Origin of the sequence: Orrella marina (genome assembly GCF_003058465.1) — a bacterium.
GTDB lineage: Bacteria > Pseudomonadota > Gammaproteobacteria > Burkholderiales > Burkholderiaceae_B > Algicoccus > Algicoccus marinus.
On record NZ_CP028901.1, the window covers coordinates 3,454,382 to 3,475,612 of the forward strand.

15 protein-coding genes are annotated in these 21,231 nt (G+C 58.6%); 13 read left to right on the forward strand and 2 right to left on the reverse strand.

The features are described from left to right. Positions 1-209 precede the first annotated feature (209 nt). On the reverse strand, positions 210-1,604 hold the full coding sequence (locus DBV39_RS15730; protein WP_108622346.1) for a ClC family H(+)/Cl(-) exchange transporter: 1,395 nt from the start codon (positions 1,602-1,604) through the stop codon (positions 210-212). A 142-nt stretch (positions 1,605-1,746) separates the two neighbouring features. Further along, on the reverse strand, positions 1,747-2,583 hold the full coding sequence (locus DBV39_RS15735) for a sulfite exporter TauE/SafE family protein (protein WP_108622347.1): 837 nt from the start codon (positions 2,581-2,583) through the stop codon (positions 1,747-1,749). Between the two features lie 346 nt (positions 2,584-2,929). Here DBV39_RS15735 and DBV39_RS15740 point away from each other — a divergent pair, with 346 nt between their 5' ends. The 13 genes from DBV39_RS15740 (at position 2,930) to DBV39_RS15800 (ending at position 21,221) form a co-directional block, all read left to right on the forward strand. Next, positions 2,930-4,099, forward strand: a complete 1,170-nt coding sequence (locus DBV39_RS15740; protein WP_108623321.1) for a thiolase domain-containing protein — start codon at positions 2,930-2,932, stop codon at positions 4,097-4,099. A 3-nt stretch (positions 4,100-4,102) separates the two neighbouring features. Next, positions 4,103-4,519: a Zn-ribbon domain-containing OB-fold protein gene (locus tag DBV39_RS15745; protein WP_108622348.1), complete on the forward strand. Its 417-nt coding sequence runs from the start codon at positions 4,103-4,105 to the stop codon at positions 4,517-4,519. Between the two features lie 201 nt (positions 4,520-4,720). After that, positions 4,721-5,617, forward strand: coding sequence for an NAD(P)-dependent oxidoreductase (locus DBV39_RS15750; protein WP_108622349.1), 897 nt, complete (start codon positions 4,721-4,723; stop codon positions 5,615-5,617). A 210-nt stretch (positions 5,618-5,827) separates the two neighbouring features. After that, complete coding sequence (locus DBV39_RS15755) at positions 5,828-7,324, forward strand: SrfA family protein (protein WP_159078990.1); 1,497 nt, start codon at positions 5,828-5,830, stop codon at positions 7,322-7,324. A 15-nt stretch (positions 7,325-7,339) separates the two neighbouring features. Then, positions 7,340-10,318, forward strand: coding sequence for a virulence factor SrfB (locus DBV39_RS15760; RefSeq protein WP_108622351.1), 2,979 nt, complete (start codon positions 7,340-7,342; stop codon positions 10,316-10,318). Between the two features lie 23 nt (positions 10,319-10,341). Beyond that, the gene (locus DBV39_RS15765; protein WP_108622352.1) at positions 10,342-13,092 is read left to right on the forward strand and encodes a putative virulence factor; all 2,751 of its coding nucleotides are present in this window, start codon (positions 10,342-10,344) and stop codon (positions 13,090-13,092) included. Further along, positions 13,089-14,132 carry a hypothetical protein gene (locus DBV39_RS15770; protein WP_108622353.1) on the forward strand — a complete coding sequence of 348 codons (1,044 nt, stop codon included), beginning with the start codon at positions 13,089-13,091 and terminating at the stop codon, positions 14,130-14,132. The genes DBV39_RS15765 and DBV39_RS15770 overlap by 4 nt, the downstream gene beginning before the upstream one ends. After that, positions 14,129-16,222 (forward strand): vWA domain-containing protein, encoded by a 2,094-nt coding sequence (locus tag DBV39_RS15775; protein WP_227870670.1) that lies wholly within the window; start codon positions 14,129-14,131, stop codon positions 16,220-16,222. Before DBV39_RS15770 ends, DBV39_RS15775 begins: the two co-directional genes overlap by 4 nt. Further along, positions 16,219-16,941, forward strand: a complete 723-nt coding sequence (locus DBV39_RS15780; RefSeq protein ID WP_227870671.1) for an ABC transporter ATP-binding protein — start codon at positions 16,219-16,221, stop codon at positions 16,939-16,941. The genes DBV39_RS15775 and DBV39_RS15780 overlap by 4 nt, the downstream gene beginning before the upstream one ends. Beyond that, entirely contained in the window at positions 16,938-18,185 is a 1,248-nt protein-coding gene (locus DBV39_RS15785; RefSeq protein WP_108622354.1) for an ABC transporter permease, read from the forward strand. The genes DBV39_RS15780 and DBV39_RS15785 overlap by 4 nt, the downstream gene beginning before the upstream one ends. A gap of 40 nt (positions 18,186-18,225) precedes the next feature. Next, positions 18,226-19,857 (forward strand): formylglycine-generating enzyme family protein, encoded by a 1,632-nt coding sequence (locus DBV39_RS15790; protein WP_108622355.1) that lies wholly within the window; start codon positions 18,226-18,228, stop codon positions 19,855-19,857. An 82-nt stretch (positions 19,858-19,939) separates the two neighbouring features. Further along, positions 19,940-20,686, forward strand: a complete 747-nt coding sequence (locus DBV39_RS15795; protein WP_108622356.1) for a coiled-coil domain-containing protein — start codon at positions 19,940-19,942, stop codon at positions 20,684-20,686. Positions 20,687-20,744: 58 nt separating this feature from the next. Beyond that, entirely contained in the window at positions 20,745-21,221 is a 477-nt protein-coding gene (locus DBV39_RS15800; protein WP_159078991.1) for a hypothetical protein, read from the forward strand. Positions 21,222-21,231 lie beyond the last annotated feature (10 nt).

The window sequence follows — 21,231 nt, forward strand, 5'->3', positions numbered from 1 at the left end:
TCATGACATCGTGCGTCACTCAAGCGGTCAGCCGCTTCTGCACGGCCCGGGTACCGTTCTGGCGCCTCGATCGGTTCGCCCATCAATCAGTGAAACTTTAGAACCAGCCATCATTTTACTGCGCACAGGGGAACACATGCCGAATCGCCACGTCGATGACGCGCCTGTTGCCAGTGCATTCCTCGCGCCTGCTCCTTTTCCTCTATTTCCTACGACTTGGTGTCTGAGAGATGCATGCGTGCCCGCAAGGAGTCGTAGATCGGTTCACCTCTCAGTAGACTCGCAACAACTGCAGAACTGACACTGGCCAGCAGCAGCGGGATCATGAGGGAAACAGTTCCACTCATCTCGCAGATCAGCAGTACCCCGGTGATCGGGGCCCGGACGACGCCTGTGAAGAAAGCAGCCATGGCAACCAGTGCGAAAGCCTCGGGACTGAGGATGATACCCATGTCGGTTGTCACCAGGTTCAGGCTTTGGGCAAACAGTGAACCCACGATTGCGCCGACCAGTAGCAGCGGGGCAAACACACCGCCGGGTGTGCCACTGGTGTAGGATAGAGGACCGAGAACCCAGCGTACCGCCAGCAACAACAGCAACGTGTAGGTGCCGTATTGACCGGCCAGCAGGACATTGACCTGCATTTCGCCACTGCCCACAAGGACTGGGTGGTAATACCCCAGCAGACCGAACAGGGCTCCAATGCAGCCTGTCTTGATCCACGGGCTGGTACTTGGGGCGATTCCGTTGTACGCATCAATTGCGAACATAATCGAACGGTTGTACAGCACACCCAGCACACCCATGACCATGCCGAGAAAGACGAAGAAGATTAGCTGTGTGCCGGGCACCTGGGCCACGTCACCTGCCGTAAATGACAACTGGTCCCCAAAAAATCCGCGATAGACCGCCATGCCCGTTGCCACAGCAGTCAGCGTGGCCAGCACCCGGCGCACCGTGATGCGTTTGGCCACTTCCTCAATGACAAATGCGGCCCCTGAAAGCGGGGCATTGAAGGCGACAGACAGGCCGCTACCCGCAATCGCCGTGTATAGCAGGGTTCGGTCTTCCTTCTGTAGTCCGAAGATTTTTCCACACTGCGTGCCGATGACCGCAGCCATCTGGATGGTGGGACCTTCGCGTCCGAGTGCCAGACCCGGCACCATGGCTAGCAGGCCTCCGAAGAATTTGATTGGCAGCACGATCAAACCTGCAGGTTTCGCGTCGCCACGCATCACGGCCTCGACGTGCTGCACGCCGCTGCCCGCAGCGACCGGTGCAAACTTGACCAGATACCGGGCTAGTCCCACGCTGAGTCCGGCGATGAGCATCGCAATCAGCCATCCCGGGATCGCGGATGTTCCGTCTGTACGCAGATCCTGCAAGAACCCCAGGAATGCGCTTGAGCCATGATTCAGGCCCCAGTGAAACGCACCGCCAGCCAGACCGACCAGACATCCGGCGAAGGCCGACACCAGCAGGAGCTGGACCAGCCCCGGGTCAAATTCATCAAATGACTCATCTTCAACGATCGGGCGCTCAGATGGGTGGTCAGCTGTGTGCTCTGCTGACGGTTCTGCCGGTTGCTCTGTTCTGGTGGTCATATCTTGATCGTTCCGGTTCTCGTTTCCAGGCGCTGGTCAGCCATGAGGTGCAACAGGATGGGTCTTTGACGTCACTTTACAGGCTTGCATGGCAACCTCATTGCACCCCATAGGGGACCTACACCTCGCCTCATCTTAAAACTCAGGTTATTTTGAACACTGTATCCCTGCCAATCAGAAGCAAGACGCTGGTGATAAAGCCGATGATCAGCAGAATAATGTACAACTTGAAAAATGCGCCCTCGCTGGCGTGTTTGTAAAAACGCTGTCCGAGCCAGCTGCCAGCAAAGGTTAGTGGAAGCAGGATCAGTGCCGCAGTCGCGTTGCCAGGGTGCAGGATGCCAAGCAGAACCAGGGGCACCAGTTTCACGGTGTTCTGGACCATCAGAAAGGTTGTCTGGGCACCGACGAACTTCTCCTTTCCGATTCTGTAACACAGAAAATATACCGTCATCAGTGGTGATCCGGAATTGGCGACAGTCTGGCTCAACCCGAGGCCTGTCCCCATCAGGAACAGGCCAACGGGTCCCGGTTTGTCCAGATGGCTACCTAGACTGGCAATCTGCTTTCGCAGGCTCACCAAGGCGACGTAGACCAGCGACAGTCCGGCAACCAGAATCTCGAGTCGGCGATCGATGATGGCCATCTCTCCCCCGGAGACCAGGAGCCAGAGGATGACTCCGCCGAGGGCGGTGCCTGCGAACGCGGCCGGAATCAGCGGTTTGAGCATTGTCTGGTCAGCTTCTTTGCGGTGCTGCAGGTACCCGGTGATCGCAGCCGGGACCATGAGGGCAGCGACTACTGCGATACCAACCGATGGTCCGAGGGCCAGCACCATGAGTGGGGACACCACGAATCCGCCGGCCCCGATCCCGCTACGCGCGAACCCCATCAAAAAAGCGCTGAACGCGGCGAGCAGTGCGCATAGCAGCGGGTCTGGCTGTGCTCGAAACACGTCAAACAGAATGTCAATGTTCATCTTTGAGGGCACCTTGCCAGGCGAAACAGATTTCCAGGTACAAGACTGACGGATCAGATGCTGTATGGGCAAATTTAAACTGGTGACATCACAGACAGCGTATCGAACAGTCTCCCGGAGAATGTATCCGGTATCACATCAGCCAGGTTGCTGACTGTCACTGTCAGCCCATACCGCTTAATCATAGCTAAATTGTTCTTTGATGAGCGTGACGGCGCAAATCAAGTCGTTCAGGATGCGAAGATAGAACCGAATTGGGAACAGTCAAAAGAGCTGACAGAAAGTCGCTGTGATGAACACGATGGTGAGAGTTAGTGAGGAGGGGTAAAGAGGATGGACAGGCATGATGAGCATCAATAGGCAGGCCTATGTCGTGGGGGCATTCGAGCATCCCACCCGTCACGCACCCGACAAGTCAGTCAGCCAGTTGCATGCCGAGTCGGCCCTGGGTGCATTGAAAGATGCCGGGCTGACGCTCAAGGACGTAGACGGGTACTTCTGTGCGGGTGACGCACCTGGAGGAGGTCCCATCTCTATGGTCGAGTACCTCGGTCTGAATGTTAAATGGGTCGACGGCACCGAGCTCGGTGGCTGTTCGTACATGATTCTCTTGCGGCATGCGGCGATGGCAATCCGGGAGGGCAGGTGCTCGGTTGCTCTGATCACGCTGGCAGGCAATCCCAGGAGTTCGGGCATGGCAACTGGCACTGCGCCCAGAGCAACCGGACCTGAGCGTCCTGAAACAGTGTGGGATCTGCCTTATCGTCCAACGATTACCGGAATCTACGGCAATCTGGCGAGGCGTCACATGCACGAGTTCGGCACCACGTCCGAACAGCTGGCGGCTGTCAAAGTCGCTGCAGCCCATCATGCGCAATACAACGAGCGCGCCTTGCTTCGAAAGCCAGTGACGATCGAGGATGTGGTGAGCTCACCCATGATCGCTGACCCATTGCACCGTCTGGATTGCTGCGTCATCACAGATGGGGGTGGAGCTCTGGTTATGACCAGTCGTGAGATCGCCCATCGGATCAACCGGCCCAGAGTACGCATCATCGGCACTGGCGAAACGATTAATACCAGTCGGGGCGGATACTTCGACGCCACGGTGACCGGAGCGGCCGTCACGGGCAGGATGGCCTTCGAGGAAGCACGTGTATCGGTCAAAGATATCAAGTACGCCTCCATTTACGACAATTTCACCATCATGGTGTTGTTGCAGCTCGAGGACCTGGGGTTCTGCCAGAAAGGTCAGGCAGGACCATTTGTGGCCGAAGGCAATCTGATCTCCGGTCAAGGGGGGCTGCCCTTCAACACGGACGGCGGCGGACTGTGCAACAACCACCCGTCCAATCGAGGCGGAATGACCAAGCTGATTGAGGCGGTGCGTCAGTTGCGCGGCGAAGCCCACCCAATGGTCCAGGTCAAAGATTGCGACATCGCGCTCGCGACAGGTCCAGGTCTGGTCGTGGGGGTTGGTCACGCCCATTCCACCATTATTCTTGAGCGGGAGTAATCCATGTCTGATACCCGGCTGCAGGATCATCTGACGGATCCCTTTGCAAAAGCCTATCCTGAAACCCGTGAGTTCTGGGAGGCAGCCGAGCGCGACGAGCTGCTCCTCAAGTCATGTGAGGACTGTCATCAACCGCATTGGTATCCGCGCGTGGTCTGTCCGCACTGCGGCAGTCCTGCCACGATCTGGGTCAAGGCGAGTGGTCGAGGGACCGTGTATTCCTACAGTCGCGTTGAGCGCGCCGATCCCCCTTACACGCTGGCGTATGTACGACTTGAGGAAGGGCCGACGTTGATTACGAACATTATTGATAGCGACTGGCCATCGGTACGGATCGACGCGTCAGTGCAGGCTGTTTTCAGGAGAACGCAGGAAGGTCGCAAGATGCCTTTCTTCAAGGTGGTGGATCGCGCTGACTGAATGCTTCCTGCGTAGTGGGCCGATCCGTTCTGCACGCATGCATTGACACGGTGAACCCGGATCTGTGTTGACACAAGTCTTGCGCAGACAAGAGAATGAGCCATAGCGTCTCGCTGCCAGGGGCAGGATAAGGCCATGGGTTTATGGTAGTGAAGTGGCGAGTCTTTCCAGGGATGTTTTTCAACTACAACAGGGTTCCAGATGAGTGAATTTCAGACGATCGGATTTATCGGAGTGGGTGTCATGGGCGAGCCGATGTGCCGTCACATTGCAACCAAGTATGGCGCCCGTGTTCTGGCGACAGATCCTGATGCTGCCCCGCTGGAGCGCCTTCGGGCGCACGGTGTGACGCCTGCATCGGTTCAGGAAATTGTCAGTCAGTCTGAGGTGATCCTGATGTCACTTCCCTCGGAGAAGGTTGTCCGGGCTGTTGTCGAAGGTGGTGGCGCCACTGACGCGACATCGGGATTGCTGAATCTGTGCCGGTCGGGTCAGGTCGTGATCGACCTCAGTACCTCTCCCTTGACACTCACCAAGGAGATTGCCGCCAATTTCTCTGAACGTGGAATCGAGTTTGTGGATGCACCGGTCATGCGAACCCGCGCGGCAGCTGAAGCAGGGTCACTCGCGGTTCCGGTGGGCGCGAGCGAGGAGTTGTTTGAGCGAATCCGGCCCATCATCGCTACATTCGCAACGGATATCACCCTCAGTGGTCCCGTTGGTGCCGGGCAGATGGTCAAAATACTCAACAACATGGTTCTGTATGAGACGGTTCTGGCACTGGCCGAAGCCCGGGCGATCTGTGTCAAGGCGGGTTACGACCCCGAGACCCTGTTTCACGCCATGTCCACCGGTTCGGCTGACAGTTTCGCATTGCGCAACCACGGAATGAAGGCCATCTTGCCCCAGGATTTTCCGGAGCGGGCGTTTCCTGTGACCTACGCCAGAAAAGATGTTCAGTTTGCGGTTGATATGGCTGAATCACTGGGTATAGACGCTTCGGGCGCACGGAATCTGGTGGCCTGTTTCGACAAGGCCATCGAGAAGGGCCATGGCGAGAAGTATGCCCCGGCAATCAGTCTGGTCATCAACGCCTGAGCATCTGTGGTCTGACGTTGCCCGGACGCTTTGTGTGAGAAATCGCGCTGGTGTGCTCTGGTCACTGTCTCCTGGTTTGATTCGCCAGGCTCTTGGGCGATACTGTCGCATACTGTCGGCAAACTAAGGTCTGGTTATGCTGACGCCAATGATGGCCGCCCCGGCGAAGCTTGGGCGGCAGTCCGGGGGCAACACGATGGTGAGCGGGTGATGGCAGGCATTTTGTTGAACAGTGGCAGTTTGCAGCAATACACCGCAATCGGTGACGAAGGTCAGCCGGTCTATTCGGTTGCCGCCCAGCTCAGGGAAGCGGTTCGCCTGAAGGTGGGCGCAGCGGCGGCCAACTGTCTGGCTGTTCCCCGCGTGAACGAATCACGCTCCGTGATCGACTGGTACAGCCCGGTTGACGGGATGGTTGTACCTTGGTCAGCAGCGACGGATGAGGAACGAACCGGTGCGTTGCGTGATCTGGACCTGTTCGAACAGGAAATGGAGCAGGCGATCGGAAAGCTTGGTGGTGTGTCCGATCGAGAGAAGCAGACCGTGCAGAATCTGCTTGGCAAAGTGTTCCATTTTCCTGGGCGCGACTGTGTGTTCCTGGTCGACGGCAAGCCGGTCCTGACCTTCTGGGGGTTTCAGCAAGGCAATGTGCATCCGGTTTCCGACCCATTCCATACCCTCAGGCCTGTCACACCGGCCGTGCCGCCACCGATCCCGCCGCAAGCGCCTGGTCCACAGGAGCCCGCCAGACGCCGTCCCTGGTGGCTCTGGTTGCTCCTGCTGCTTTTACTGGCGCTGTTGTTATTCTGGTTACTGCGAAGCTGTATGCAGAACGAGCCGGTTTCAGGTGCTGATCCATCTGTGCCGGTGAGCCAGCTCGAGCAGACCGATCCCCTGAAGCCTCCAGATCCCGCTTTGGAGGAACCGACAGGTGTGGTTCAGCAGGTCCAGCGCTGGTGGCAGCGCGCGATCGGTCGGGAACCTGTGACGGTGGACCCAGCTGCAACCGGATTGACCGAAGCCGGGGTGATTGATCCTGCGACCGTTGATCCCTCAGCAGTCGATCCGGGGGGCACCGACCCCGATATAGTCGACCCGGTGACAGCGGCGTCGGGCAGTGCACAGGACGAGACTTCGGGTGATGGCCTTGGGCCAGAACTGACTGAGGATCCATCGCCCCTTGCCGAGGCAGGCACTGAGGATGCCGCCCAGGAGAACGAGTTCCAGGAGTTACCTGGTCAGGAGCCTGCAATCAGTGCTGATGATCAGCCAGTCTCCCGGGACGCCCCGTCGCCTTCGTCTCAGATCGATCCCGGCAGCGGGCTGGGTAATCCGCTGGCTATCCCGCCCGATGCCTTGAAGTCAGGCTCAGTCCGGTTCTTGAATGGCAACTGGCGTGCTGCGGGAGGTATTCAGGATTCGCAGACTGGCAAACCCGTCAGGTTGCAATACCAGTTTGAGGACGGGCGCGCAAAAGTGACAGTTGATCGTGGTAATGGCGTTCAGTGTGAAGGGTTCGGCGAATCGTCCATTGTGGACGGGCGATTGCAGATATCAGAGCAGGGTACTGTGGCCAGGTGTTCCGATGGCTCGTCCTTCGCCATCCCCGCGATTTCATGCACGCCTGATCAGTCTGGGCGATCGCAGTGCACGGGTCAGACACCAGATGGACGAGCCTTGCCGATAACGATCAGGCAGATGCCCTGATACAGGATGACAGTGATGTTGGCAGAGATTACGAGTTTTGAGGAACAGACGGCGCTGATCATGGACAGCGGTGTGCAGTTTCTGGACTTTGCAGCCACCTTTTCGCTCAAGGGCAGGACGGGTGCGTTTGTCCTGCTCACGCAGGCCGGTCCGGCAGGCAAGCTGCTCGAGAACGAGCGCGATGGACGCTACTACCTGGCGCCGGACACCAGCAAGTCTTTCAAACCACAGTTTGAACTGGACCTGGACGAGTCCCTGAAACTCTTTGACGGACGCTGGTTGCCTGCACCTTTCTTTCGATGTGCGCCGGGAAGGCAGTTCGAGCAGGGGCCGCTGAACTGGGCTCGTATGCGGGTAGTGCGCGTACCTGGAGATGATCTGGGCCATACTCACCGGATCACGCTGGCATTTGATACGAAGGTGCTGGCAGGGCGTCAGGATACGACGTATCTGTCTCCCACCATGGATGACGTGCTGGCCGGCTCGTCTTTTGCGCTGGCGCACCAGACGCACGAGATCGGCTGGTTTCTGGATCAGAAATGGGTGGCTGACTGGCTGGCTGAACTTTATCAGGAACTCGCTGGTGTGCAGATTCGCCGGGATGCCGAAGAAGTGCAGCTCGACCTTCAAGGGCTGCATCACCAGGCGCATTATCTCAATTTGCTGGATCTGGTCGGAGCCTCGCTCGACATTCCGGAGATCAAGCTGATTTCCAATACGCCCAGCGATCTGTATCGACCGATCATGGTCGACATGGTGCTCGATGTTGGCAATTCGCGAAGTTGTGGCATCCTGATCGAGGATCACCCTCAGGAGAGCGATGGCTTGAGGCGGCGATACGAACTGGCCTTGCGAGACCTGAGTCAGCCCGAGCGAGTCTACCGGGATCCGTTCGAGAGCCGGATCGAGTTCGCTCAGGCGTCGTTCGGGAAAGAAAATTTTTCTGCTCAAAGCGGTCGTACGGACGCCTTTCTCTGGCCCACGATCGTGCGGGTCGGCCAGGAAGCCGCGCGGCTCGGTGCGTTAAGGCGTGGCACAGAAGGCGCAACAGGTCTCTCGAGTCCCAAACGCTATCTATGGGATACGGACAGTTTTGAGCCGGGATGGCGCTTCAATACTGCCAGTCTTAAGCTTGACTCCGAGCCGTACGCAACGGCCGCGCCGCTTTCCAGCCTGATCAATGAGCTCGGTGAGGCGCTTTATACGCTTGACCCCGATGAGCGCATGCCGGTGTTCCATCCGCACTACTCGCGCAGCTCGCTGATGATGCTGATGCTCAGCGAAGTGGTGGTGCAGGCGCTTACCCAGATGAACAGTCCGGCCCAGCGATTGCGTCAGAGCCACTCCAGGATGCCGCGTCATTTGCGGACCATCATCCTCACGGTGCCGCCGTCCATGCCGCAGCCAGAGCGCGAAATCTTTCGCAGACGCATGCACCAGGCTATCGGTGTTGTCTGGAAGAGCATGGGCTGGCATGCTATCGATGCCGATCCGGATGATGAGAGTGCCCAGCCCTACCCACCGTTTCCGGAGGTCCACCTGCAGTGGGACGAAGCCACCGGGAGCCAGGCGGTATACCTCTTTAGTGAAATTCAGAACAAGTTTGGCGGCCGCGCCCAGGAGTTTTTCCTGACGCTGGCCAGATCCGACCAGCCTGCACGTCACGAGGCACGTCAGCCCTGTGTTTCGGTGGCAACGATCGATATCGGGGGCGGCACGACGGATCTGGTCATTAATGACTACTTTCTGGATCGTGGTGAGCGTGCCGATCAGGCCAGCGGTGACCTGCAATCCATGGGTAGTGGCGCCTATATCGTGCCGCAACAGCGCTTTCGTGACGGCTTCCGGGTGGCGGGCGATGACATCGTGCTCGATGTGCTGCGTTTCATGGTGGTGCCACAGATCACCCATGCGATCGCTCAGGCGGGGGTGCCTGATGCCGAAGCGATGGTCTCGCAGTTGATGGGGTCAGAACCCTTGAACGTGCACGAGTCCTTGTTGCGTCAGCAATTGACCCTTCAGGTGCTCTATCCGCTCGGGCTACGGATTATCAAGGAGTATGAACGCCACGACCCGCTCGAACCTGGTCATCTGGGCCCTCTGAGCATACGTGATCTACTGGCCGGACACGAGTCTGCCTCACCTGATGTACTGGAGTACGTTGAGCGGGCAGTGAGCCGCAGCGCGTCTCCTGAAGCGGCATTCAGTTTGATGGATGTGATGATCGACGTGCGGCTCGACCAGCTTCATCAACGGTTCCTGCGTGGCGAGTTCAACATCTGCAAGACGCTTCAGGCGCTCTCCGAGGTGGTCTGGGCGTATCGGCCCGACGTGCTGTTGCTGTCTGGCCGACCTTCGCGGCTACCGGGGGTGATCGCTTACATCCGGTCTTTGCAGGCCTTGCCCGTTAGCCGGATCGTCCCGATGCATCACTACCGGGCAGGTGCCTGGTATCCGTTTCATCGCAATGGCCGGATTGACGATCCCAAGAGCACTGCCGCTGTGGGCGCCATGATTTGTCTGCTGAGCAAGGACTTGCGTCTGCCGAACTTCTTTTTCCGGTCGGCTGCGTTTGTTCCTTACTCGACGGTACGTTACCTGGGACTGATCGATAACAACAATGCGATCAAGACGACTGACGTTTTCTACAGTGACATCCGTCTGGACGACCCTGACTACCAGTTTCCAGACCAGAGTTTTGAGGTCAGAGGCTCGATGCGTATCGGATTTCGCCAGTTGCCAGTCGAGCGCTGGCCGGCGTCACCGCTATACAAGCTGGTGATCGAGGACCGGCAGGTCCGTGAAAAGTTGTCTTCCCAGGGGTTGGTGCTGAAAGTCAGTCTGCGACGCTCGGACCGGTTCATGCGCGAGAGTTTCGAGATTGCGTCCGTAGAGGGCGCATCCAGAAACAAGCTGAGCCTCAAGCTCAACACCATGGCCGATGCCGGGTTCGGTGAAACCCATTACTGGCTTGATAGCGGTAGCGTGAGGTGAATGAAGTGAAAGGGGTGACAGGTATGGAACAAGATGAACTGGCAGATCGCCTCTCCGAAAGCTGGCACTCGGTCTATGAACAGTCCGGTCGGGCGATTGAGTGGATCGGGCGGACCCGCCGGAGCGCCAGGCGCCTGGATGGCGAGGCAGATCATCTGGTACTCAAGCTCAGGCGTGCACGCAACCAGGCCAGAAGCCTGCAGCAGGTTTCGCGCTCCGCTTCAACGGTCGGATTTTTCGGGTTGTCCCAGGCGGGCAAGTCATATCTGATTTCGGCTCTGGCTGCAGGCGAGTCGGGCAAGCTCGAGACCGTGCTTGATGGTCAGCGGCTGGACTTCGTGGAACATATCAATCCCCCGGGGGGCGGCAAGGAGGCAACGGGCCTCGTGACGCGTTTCACCCGCACCCACCATGCACTGATCAGCGGGTTTCCGTTGCGGCTTCGCCTGTTTTCGGAAGTCGAACTTGTCAAGATTTTTGTGAACTCGTTCTTTAATGACTTCAACCTGGAGAAGATCGGTTTCTCGTTTGCGGGTGAACAGGCCGAGGCAGCTCATCAGGCACTTAATGCCATGCAGATCCGGGCGCGCAGTGAACGGGTAGCGGGTGTGACTGAAGAGGACGTGGTCGATCTTTGGGATTACCTTAAGGAGAGGTTTCCTTGGACCGTCGCTTCGCTTGAGGGTGATTTTCTGCCGAGACTGGTCGATCTGGCACCGTGCCTCGATCCATCGGACCGGGCGCAGCTGTTTGCCTTTCTGTGGGGTCGTATCCAGGGGTTTACAGATCTGTTCTTGCGCTTGTCAGGGCGTCTGTCTGCGCTGGGGTATCCGCAGAGTGTGCAGGCTCCGCTCAATGCACTGGTGGAACCGGCGTCCTCTGGTGAGGGTTTTGTTCAGCGAGACAGCATCATGAATGTGGACATGCTGGAGCGACTCGGTCGATCTGATGATGCACCAATTGATGTGCTGGTCCTGGACGATGAAGCAGGTGGCGCGGATGGGAATGGTGCGGTCCATTCGATTGCCCGTGCTGAACTGGCCGCGCTCACGGCAGAGTTGACGATCTGCCTGGCCAATGCGCCGGTCCAGTCCACCTTCGAGTCTGTCGACTTGCTGGATTTCCCCGGATACCGCGGCCGTCTGAAGCACGAGTCCCTGGACCACCTTGAAACGATTGCGGCTCAGGATGGACGTAGCAATCCGGTTGCGCAACTGTTTCTCAGAGGCAAGGTGGCGTATCTTTTCGAGCGCTATACGGATCTGCAGGAGATGAATGTACTGGTAGTCTGCACCGCCTCGCACAAGCAGTCGGATGTGGCTGACGTCGGCCCTGTGCTGTCTGGCTGGATCAGACGAACGCAGGGCGAGCTTGCGTGCCAGCGCGCAAACCGGCCATCCGGACTGATCTGGGCGATCACGATGTTTGATCTCAAGATTGCTGACTCGCTCAACAAGAGCGAAGCGATGATGGAGATGGTCTGGGAAGATCTCGTCAAGATGACCATGCTCGAGCGTTTTGCGCAGTACGACTGGATGCAGGAGTGGTCGCCGGATCAGCCGTTTGATACCACTTTTCTGGTGCGTAAACCACGCATGCCGGTCACTTTTCTCACGCTGGATAACGGTGTCGAGCAGAGGGTCAACCCGGCCAGTGCCGATGCACTGGCTCTGATGGAGCGCACTTTCTGCGCTGACGCACTGGTGAATGAGCATGTCGCGCAACCAGAGCAGGCGTGGCGATCCATGCTGTCGTTGAACGATGGCGGAATCTCGCGCCTGAGCGACTATATCTCCCGGGTTGCGATCAGACAGCACAAGCTCACGCGCCTTGCCGAACAGCTTGAACGGTCCTTGCAGGACCTTGTGGAGGGCCGACTTGGTCCCTGGTTTTACCATCAGGGTGCAGATGAGGTTCAGGCTCGCAAACGCATTGCCCAGAACGTGGTCGATGCCATTGTTCCGAGGGCCCGTCTGCTGGGTGAGTTGCAGACGAGCCTGCTGTTGTCAGACGAAGTCTTGCAGTCACTGTATATGCGCAGTGGGCTGGACAGCCCGGCAGCGAAACAGGATACGGACCGGCCGCACGAGGATGGTGGATCTGGCTCTTCACCAGTGGACGACGGGTTGGGGCTGGGCATGGGACTGGACCTGTTTGGAGACACTTCGGCGGGTCCGGCCGTGGAGCCAGTGTCCCCGGCTGTGTCTGGCTCTGATGCGCGGTTTGCGAGAGCCGTGGTGCGCGAATGGATCAATCACTTGCGGGGCATTCCCGAGAATACACGGCTCGCCAGTTATCTGGGGTTGAGCCGCAGGACCCTGGAGCAGATCGCAGATGAGCTGATCACCGGGATTGCACGCCATGACCTGGAGTCCCGATTGCTGGTGAAGGTGTCCCGGACCGAGCAGGTTGGCACCAAACGCGAACGTCTGGCCGATCGACAGGCGCTGGCAGTCAAGGCTGTTCTTGGGGATTTTGTGGCGTGGCTGGGGTTTGATCACACTGATCCCGCCAACACGTTGCCAAGCCGCATCAACCCGGGCCACTCGGTGTTTGCCAGGCCGGACCGCATTGCATCGGGTGAGTTGCCGCCGGTCACCGATACTGCGGTCGATTACGGCCGGATCTATCTTGCGGACTGGCTGGTGGCATTGGGCGCGCTGATTGTGGGCAATGCCGGACATGATGCCGGTCGCGAGATCTCTGCTCAGCTCAATGCCGAACTTGGCGATATTCTGAAGTCGCTCAAGTCTGCCAGAGTGGAGGTCGCGTGAGTCAAGGTGTCAGGCAGGTGAGGGTGGATGTGCAGCCTGATGCGGGGCCTGGGTGGGCGCGTCTTGTGCTGTCTGGCGCTGGCGGGCCAGAAACGCCGGATCGACAGTCGGTGAGGATGTCCCTGCAGCGCAATCAGGACGGCCGGTTTCTGGATGAGCGCTCGGGCTGGAGTGCATCGGAAGTCTGGCATGTTCCCCATGATGTCACCCAAAGCGGGGCTGACCTGATTTTGCGGATTGGCCCGGAACTGGTCGACGAGTTGCTCGCCGATCCGCGAACAGTTTGCCGGATCCAGGTTCAGGCGCAGGGTGACTCCTGGGCGGGTGTCTTGCGCATGGGCCAAGGCATTTACCCATCGGGTGCTGCAGGGCAATCCCCCGCTGCTGCCAGACAGATCCAGCCGCCTGCCCAGGACGTCCAGGAGCCTGCGACTGTGGCTCCACCAGAAGAAACAGAGGGGAAAGAGCCGTTTGTAGCGATCCGTCCGGATCCACCGCGGCGCGAGCCTGCAATGCGAAAAATGCCCATCCTGCTACTCCTGCTGTTGCTCGCTCTGCTGGGGCTGGCGATTGCCTGGTATGCCGGATTGCTTGATCGCTGGCTCAAGGAACCTGTCGTGGGGCAGCAAACTGCTGCGGTAGAAGGTGAACAGCCCACGGGTCTTGCAACAGCACCCGGACCTTGTTCGCTGCAAGCCATGCGAGACCAGACCGATGATCTGGCCTTTCTGCAGAAGTGTGTGCAGGACAGCCCGGATACCGACCTGGTGATGGCGATCATCCAGGCTGGAAAGGATGCGGGGCGTTGTGATCTGATTCAGCGTCTCTACGCGCATCAGGCTCAGGCGGGCAATGCCCGGATCGCACTGGCTTATGCCCGGGAGTTTGATCCACAGACATTTGAAGGTGGCTGCTTTGAACAGGCAGATGGACAGACTGCGATTTACTGGTACGAGAAGTCTTTGCAGTTGGACCCTGACCAGAACACGGTGGCCGAGCGCGTGAAACAGCTTAAAAAAGATCTGGAGGCCGTTCAATGACAGAAGCATTCAGGACTGAAACATCTGAGCGCAACGCACGCAGATCCGGATCTGCGCCAGCCAGCCGGGGACGTGCCCGCAGGACCTTTGCGAGTAGTGCGCTGGCCTGGTCGACTCGGATGACTGCTGGAACGGGGTTTCCAGGAAGTTTGAGGGTCATGGCGATCGTAGGGATCGCGCTCACCGTGTCTGCGGTGCAAGCCCAGACCAGCCCTTTGTTGCAGGAAGGCAAGAAGTCTTTGTATCAGCGGGTACTGACGACTCCTGACTGCAGACTTTATGATCAGGTCGCTGGGCAGACAACCGAACCGGTACCGGCTTTCTCCCGTTTCTATGTCTACAGTCGCCGTGAGGTGAACGGGGTGGACTGGATCGAGGTGGGCCCGGATACACGTGGCAACAAGGCGGGATGGCTGCCTGAGTCCTGTGCAGTTGACTGGACGATGCAGTTGACACTGGCATTCACCAACCCAGCCAACCGGGATCCGGTGCTGTTTTACGAGAATCGCAAGACCCTTGAAGATCTGGTCGATGCGGAAAGCCCGAAGGATGCGGTCAAGCCGCTGATGGATCGCATCAAGCGTGATGGCAAAGCGCCGGGTGTTGTGGCGCGCGAGCCAGAACTGGCTGTGCAGCAACAACAGAACTTCTATCTGTTGCCGATCTTTGAAGCGCAGGAGCTTTACACCCAGGCCGGTGAGCCCCTGCGAGTGCTCAGGGTGGCGTCTGTCGCCAAGGCGGAGCAAGACCCGGCAACACCGGCGGCACCTGAGCAGAGCACACTCAAGGCATTCACGGCCGCCGTGGTGTTCGTGATTGACTCGACCATCTCCATGGGCCCCTATATTGATCGTACCCGCCAGGCAGTTCGCACGATCACGACACGCATCGAAGATTCCGGTGTGGGCAGTCAGGTCAAGTTCGGTCTGATCGCCTATCGCGCCAGCACAACTGCTGTGCCGGGGCTGGAGTACGTCAGCAAGCTTTACGTTGATCCGGCAACCATGACGACTGGCGCAGACTTTTTGAAGCGAATTGCTGATCTCAAGCCTGCGACTGTTTCGAGCAAGGGATTTGACGAGGATGCCTATGCTGGCCTTGAAACGGCACTTACCCAGATCGACTGGAAGCAGTTTGGTGGACGCTATATCGTTCTGGTGACGGATGCGGGTGCAGTGCCAGGATATGACCCGTTTTCCAGTACAAAGTCCGACGCACCCCAGATTCGACTGGCTGCGCAGGAGCGTGGGGTGGCGATCTACGTCCTTCACCTCAAGACGCCGGCGGGTCAGCGCAACCACCAGTCGGCGCAGGCTCAGTACGAAGAACTGGCGTTCAACCCAGTCGTCAACCGGCCTCTTTATTACCCGGTTCAGGCCGGCAGTGTTGACAGTTTCGGGCAGATGGTTGACGCACTCGCCAGCTCGATTGTGCAGCAGGTTGAACTAGCCAATGAGGGCGAGATGGCAATCGGCAGTGCGCTGGCCGCCAGCGAGGAACCAGGTACTGATCCGGTGAAGTCACTGGCGCGTGACGCGCGACTGATGGGGCATGCCATGCAGCTGGCGTACCTTGGAGAAAAGCAGGGCACGCAGGCCCCAGGCGTTATCGAAGCCTGGGTGACTGACAGGGACCTGTCCAGTCCGTCTCGTGCTACCACCCAGGTGCGCGTACTGATGACCAAGGCGCAGCTCAGCGACATGAGTGATGCAGTCCGGACGATTGTTGACGCCGCCAATCAGAGTCATATCTCCCCATCGGTCATGTTTGAACAACTGCGTTCGGTGGCAGCCACCATGGGACGTGACCCCAATCAGATCAGCCAGGCCGGTCAGACACGGCTTGCAGAACTGGGGCTGCTCGGTGAGTATCTGGAGGGGCTGCCGTACCGAAGTGATGTGCTGAACCTTGACGAGCAGACCTGGAAGAGCTGGTCAGCGGCCCAGCAGCAACAATTCATTCGTAACCTCACCAGTAAACTCGCGCTCTATCGGGATTTCAACGCTGATCTGGACCGGTGGGTGGCCCTGGCGCCAGATGCCGATCCGGGAGATAACGTCTATCCGGTTCCGCTTGAAGCGTTACCTTGACGCTGCCAGCCATGCCGATCATCACTATCGGTGATATGGTCCTGTCCCGGGGGGCGGGTGACCAGGCGTTCTCAGTCAGCCTGCCTGTTCTGCGTCTGGAAGCAGGTCAAGTGGTCGCAGTTACCGGTCCGAGTGGTTGCGGCAAGAGCACGCTCGTCGAGGGGCTCGGACTGATTCTCACGCCTCGCTCGCTTGGCCAGTACGAACTTCTTGGCCAGGACATCACGGATTTGGTGCGCGCTCCGGATGCTGCTCGTGATACGCAACTGGCGCATCTGCGCAGCCAGCACCTTGGGTTTGTGCCACAGACCGGCGGGGTGCTGCCCTATCTGACTGCCGGGCAGAACATCCTGCTGCAAGCCAGGATTCAGGGGCAGTCTACCCAGCCACCCTGGTTCACGGATGCAATCGTCAGACTGGGTATTGAGGCTCTGCTTGAACGCTATCCGCGCGAACTCTCCGTGGGACAACGACAGCGTGTCTCATTTCTCCGGGCCGTTGCACACCGGCCCGCGATTCTGCTGGCCGACGAGCCGACCGCTGCGCTTGATCCTCATCATGCCGCCAGTCTGTTTGAGGTCATGCTCGAGATCGCACGCGAAGCGAATATCGCAATGGTGGTCGTGAGCCATGAGTGGGATCTGATCGACTCGTTTGCTCTGACGCGTTTGCAGGCCCGCTCTGTCAGTCCGTCACAGATGGAGTTTGTAACCACATGAGCACCGGTGTTGCCCAGTCTCCGAGTCTGCGCGTTCTGGCCAGTCTGGCCTGGCGCGATGTCTGGCATGACCGGCGCATCACCTTGTGCATGGTGGCCGCGGTCATCTCGGTGGTGGCGCCCTTGTTGCTGCTGTTCGGTTTAAAGCATGGCATCGTGACACACATGCGGGTAGAGCTGGCCAGTCAACCGTCTAATCTGGAATTGCGCATGATTGGCAGCCATGGGCTGGACCGGTCCTGGTTTGAATCCATCCGCAGCGATCCCCGCCTTGGATTTGTGATGCCCATGACCCGTTCACTCAATACCACCGGTGATCTGAGAGTGTCGGTCAGTGCCTATCTTCCCGATGTGGAACTGATTCCATCAGCCAGCGGGGATCCGATGTTGCTTGATCAGCCGGGTCCGCGAAGCGACGCGGATGTGATCCTGTCGCAAGTCGCTGCCCAGCGACTTGCTGTCAGGCCTGGCGATTCCATGCAGCTAGTGATTGCGCGACAGCGTGGCGGAGCGACCGAACGCCTGAGTGTGCCCTTGAACGTGCAAGGTATTCTGGAGGCCAGGGCATTTTCCCGTCCGGGGGCATTGATCACGCTTGATTTGCTGACGATGCTCGAAGACTTCCGGGACGGTGCTCAGGCACCGTCCCCCGGTGTTTATGCGTTTGATGGGTCTGAACTGGCTGTTACCCCTGTAGCCCGCGAGCAGTACCCCCGGGCACGCCTGTATGCAAGTAGTCTGGATGACGTTCAGACCGTGTCTTTCATGCTGCAGCAGCAGGGGATCGAGACCATGTCACGCCTGTCCGAGATCCAGGCTGTGCAAGCCATTGACCGGCTGATGGGCCTGGTGTTCAGCGTCATCGCCTGGCTCGGGGTGATCGGGTGCCTCGCCTCGCTGATGGGCGCATTCGCGGCCAATATAGACCGAAAGCGCAAGGATCTCGCCTTGTTGCGACTGATGGGGTACGGAAGGGCCACCCTGCTTGGTTATGTCCTGATGCAAGCCTGTGCTATCGCGCTCACCGGGTTTGTCATTGGGGCCGTGCTGTATCTGGCAGGCTCGCAGACATTCAACGTCTTGCTGGGCCAGACATTGCCTCAGGGTGAGTATATGACACGGCTTGATCCATCACACTGGCTGGCCGGTATCGGCCTGTCCCTGTTGGTGGCGTTGCTGGTGTCAGGCTTCGGTGGATGGCTGGCGATGCGTGTGCAAGCCAGTGAAAGCCTGCGTGACATCTGAAACAAGGCGGGAAACTGCCAGTCGGGGGGAGTGTGTGTTGATGTTCTCGAAAAGTCGAATCAGCCGCCCGGTCAGCCTGGGTGTTGCGCATCTGCCTTGTATAGGTGGGGTCTGTCTGATGATGCTCGCCGGTTTGGCGAGCACGGTCGGTCAACCCGCTCATGCGGCCAGCAAAAGCGAGATCAAGTGGGAAGCGGCGTACTTCAATCCCCAGCCCTTGCCTGACGATGTGGTTTTACCCATGCCATGCGGGGGAGCCATGACCTTTAGAAAGGTGCTGATTCCGGTTGAGCATCCCATGGATGACTATCCGGTGACGCTGGGATCGGACGCGGACGAATGGGGATTCCTGGAGAGCACCCGGGACACCCATATTGCGGGCAGCTTTGCTCAGTCCCAGGGTGAGCTTGGGCGGTACTACCTGCTTGGAAAGTACGAGGTCTCGGAGTTGCAATATGAGGCTCTGATGACCGGGGCTTGTCCGGCGCCGGCCACACGCTTGCGCCGGCCCCGGACATCGATCAGCTGGTTTGATGCTGTGGATTTTGCTGATCGATACAGCCAGTGGTTGCTTGGGCATCATCCGGATGCGCTGCCCAGAGAAGACGGCATGTCGGGATTTCTGCGCCTGCCCACCGAAGTGGAGTGGTCATTTGCCGCACGTGGCGGGCTGATGGTCTCGCCAAGTGAGTTTCAGGAGCGAGTGTTCCCCATGGCAGGTCCGATGAGCCAGTATGTCTGGTTTGCCGGACCCCAGTCTTCCAATGGTACGTTGCGCCCGGCCGGAGTGCTCGAACCTAACCCGCTGGGTTTGCATGACGTGCTCGGCAACGCTGACGAGATGATGTTCGAGCCGTTTCAGATGCGAACGCATGGACGGGCCCACGGTCAGTCTGGTGGGTATGTTGTGCGAGGAGCCAGTTACCTGACACCTCAGGAAGCGGTGCGAAGCGCCTGGCGAGTGGAGCAACCCTACTACCGGGATGGCAAGCGCAATGTGTTGCCGACCACAGGCTTCAGGCTTGCTGTTGTGGCACCCGCCGTCACGTCTGCGGCGAGAGTGCAGGCGCTTGAGTCACAGTGGGTCGAGCGAGGACGGGACCAGGCGGATACCGGTCAGGCATTAGCTGAAGATGGTGCAAGCGAGCGACTGGAGCGTCTTGCTATGCAAGCTGAGAACGAGAAGGTGCGCCAGGAGCTTAATCAACTGCGGGATCAACTTCGGGCTGCCAATCAACTCCAGCGTGAGCAGCGCGAGCGTGCAATGCGATCGAGCTTGCAGCTGGGTGGGTTTCTGTGTGCCCAGATTGGTCAGCTCGCAAGAGAGGTTGGTCGACGTGAGGATTTCATCAGAATGAGCTGTGATCCCGTCCAGCCTCGTAGCAGCCAGCAGACATGCGCCAACATCCAGTCTGTCATCGATCAGACTGAGGTTTCCTTGAACACGATTGTGGGACTATATTCTGATACGATCGTTGAACTAGGCAGTATTTATCCAGAACAGGAGCTCGCCGAGCAGGCGCGTGTCGCCGGACAATCCCTTCGATCGAGAAAAGGGATCAACCTTGAACCATTCGCCGATACTTACCTCGGAGATTTGACGGGTTACATGCGAAATCGGAAAGTTCAGCGCCAGCAGTGGCTGGAGAGCTGCAGTGCAGTGGCTCAGTAGTTAACCTGCCAGCTAACAGGCTGGATGACTTACGGTACTCGGCCGACCGGGCTGCGTGTGAAGAAACAGGGTGGTGTTTCCTATGATGGGAGCAGGTCAAGTCGCAAGATGGCGAACTGTATGGCTGGCTGCGCTGGTGATCTCTCTGGCAGGGTGTCAGTCCAGCAAGAGCTGGGTAGATTCTTATTACACCGGTGAGTTCGATGCAAGATATTCCGCCGATGCCAGGCTGTCTGGCTCAGACGAACCTGAGTTCTTTAGCGAATCAGGGGTTCAGGCGTGCCTGGTTGGTGCAAGCCTCGGGGCCCTGGCCTGTCTGTTTGTCTCGGGCGAGGAACGTGCATCGTGTATGGCGGTGGCCGCAACGGCTGGTTGTGCGGTCGGCTCGACCACCAATTACGTGCTTGACGATCGCCGTGCAAAGTACGCCAACGCCGAGCAGCGCATGCAGATTTATATCCGCGATGTCGAGGCCGACTCTCGCTTGCTTGAACAACGCATGTCGACCTACGAGGTGGTGCTGAAGGATAACCGGGCCGAGCTCGACCGCATCCGTCGCGATATCCAGCAGAAAAGAGGCAACGAACGCGTTCATCGTCAGCAACTCATGGAAATGCAGGCCAACCGCAAGATCATGACTGACGAGCTTGCCGGGCTGGACAAAAAGATTGAGCAGTACCGCGTGATTGCCATGGAAGAAAGCCGGCAGGGTGTGCGAAGTGCGGAGTTTCTCTCTGCGTTGCAGTCGCTTGAGAATGAACGCAACGATCTGCAGCGTCTGATCGAGCAGACATACCAGGATCTGCCAGCGATCGTCGCGTCTTCATGATGGGGGTGAGTTGAAAGTGGGTCAGGTCAAAGTGATGTGTGTCAGCAGGATGGTGCGGATGATGACGGTGGGGTTCGCTTCCTGGCTACTGACGGGATGTGCGGTGGACAAGGTGGGTTGCGACCCGGCGGTGACGCGGTCAGCCAGTTTCTTTACCAAGCTATCCTGCGATGTGTCAGGCTCCTATGATGCCCGCTCCCAGGACCAGCAACAGGCACTCGCACTGGCGCAGTCTCGTAACCATGAGCTGAATGTTGCCTTGTTACAGTTACAGGCTGAACAGCGTGACCTGGAGCAAGGACTGGTCGTCGAACGCGCCCGGCGTGACAGTCTGGTACGCTCCCTGAACAGTTATATTGCCCAGGTCGATCAGCAGGCAGCCCAGAACGCCTTGCTCCAGAAGCAGGTTCGGCAGGCACGCGCAGAAGTTGATCGACTTGGTCGTCTGCCCGCGTCCACCTCGCCGGACACGCAGCAACAAGCGCTCAGTCGTGTACAGAGTGAGATTGAGACGCTCAGAGCCATGTTGCCCTGAGCCAACCGGA

Bases quoted from the DNA above. Each gene is read 5' to 3' on its own strand.
- DBV39_RS15765 (WP_108622352.1), top strand. From the start codon at position 10,342: ATGGAACAAGATGAACTGGCAGATCGCCTCTCCGAAAGCTGGCACTCG.
- DBV39_RS15745 (WP_108622348.1), top strand. From the start codon at position 4,103: ATGTCTGATACCCGGCTGCAGGATCATCTGACGGATCCCTTTGCAAAA.
- DBV39_RS15735 (WP_108622347.1), bottom strand. From the start codon at position 2,583: ATGAACATTGACATTCTGTTTGACGTGTTTCGAGCACAGCCAGACCCG.
- DBV39_RS15800 (WP_159078991.1), top strand. From the start codon at position 20,745: ATGATGACGGTGGGGTTCGCTTCCTGGCTACTGACGGGATGTGCGGTG.
- DBV39_RS15795 (WP_108622356.1), top strand. From the start codon at position 19,940: ATGATGGGAGCAGGTCAAGTCGCAAGATGGCGAACTGTATGGCTGGCT.
- DBV39_RS15750 (WP_108622349.1), top strand. From the start codon at position 4,721: ATGAGTGAATTTCAGACGATCGGATTTATCGGAGTGGGTGTCATGGGC.
- DBV39_RS15755 (WP_159078990.1), top strand. From the start codon at position 5,828: ATGGCAGGCATTTTGTTGAACAGTGGCAGTTTGCAGCAATACACCGCA.
- DBV39_RS15730 (WP_108622346.1), bottom strand. From the start codon at position 1,604: ATGACCACCAGAACAGAGCAACCGGCAGAACCGTCAGCAGAGCACACA.
- DBV39_RS15775 (WP_227870670.1), top strand. From the start codon at position 14,129: ATGACAGAAGCATTCAGGACTGAAACATCTGAGCGCAACGCACGCAGA.
- DBV39_RS15790 (WP_108622355.1), top strand. From the start codon at position 18,226: ATGTTCTCGAAAAGTCGAATCAGCCGCCCGGTCAGCCTGGGTGTTGCG.
- DBV39_RS15760 (WP_108622351.1), top strand. From the start codon at position 7,340: ATGTTGGCAGAGATTACGAGTTTTGAGGAACAGACGGCGCTGATCATG.
- DBV39_RS15740 (WP_108623321.1), top strand. From the start codon at position 2,930: ATGAGCATCAATAGGCAGGCCTATGTCGTGGGGGCATTCGAGCATCCC.
- DBV39_RS15785 (WP_108622354.1), top strand. From the start codon at position 16,938: ATGAGCACCGGTGTTGCCCAGTCTCCGAGTCTGCGCGTTCTGGCCAGT.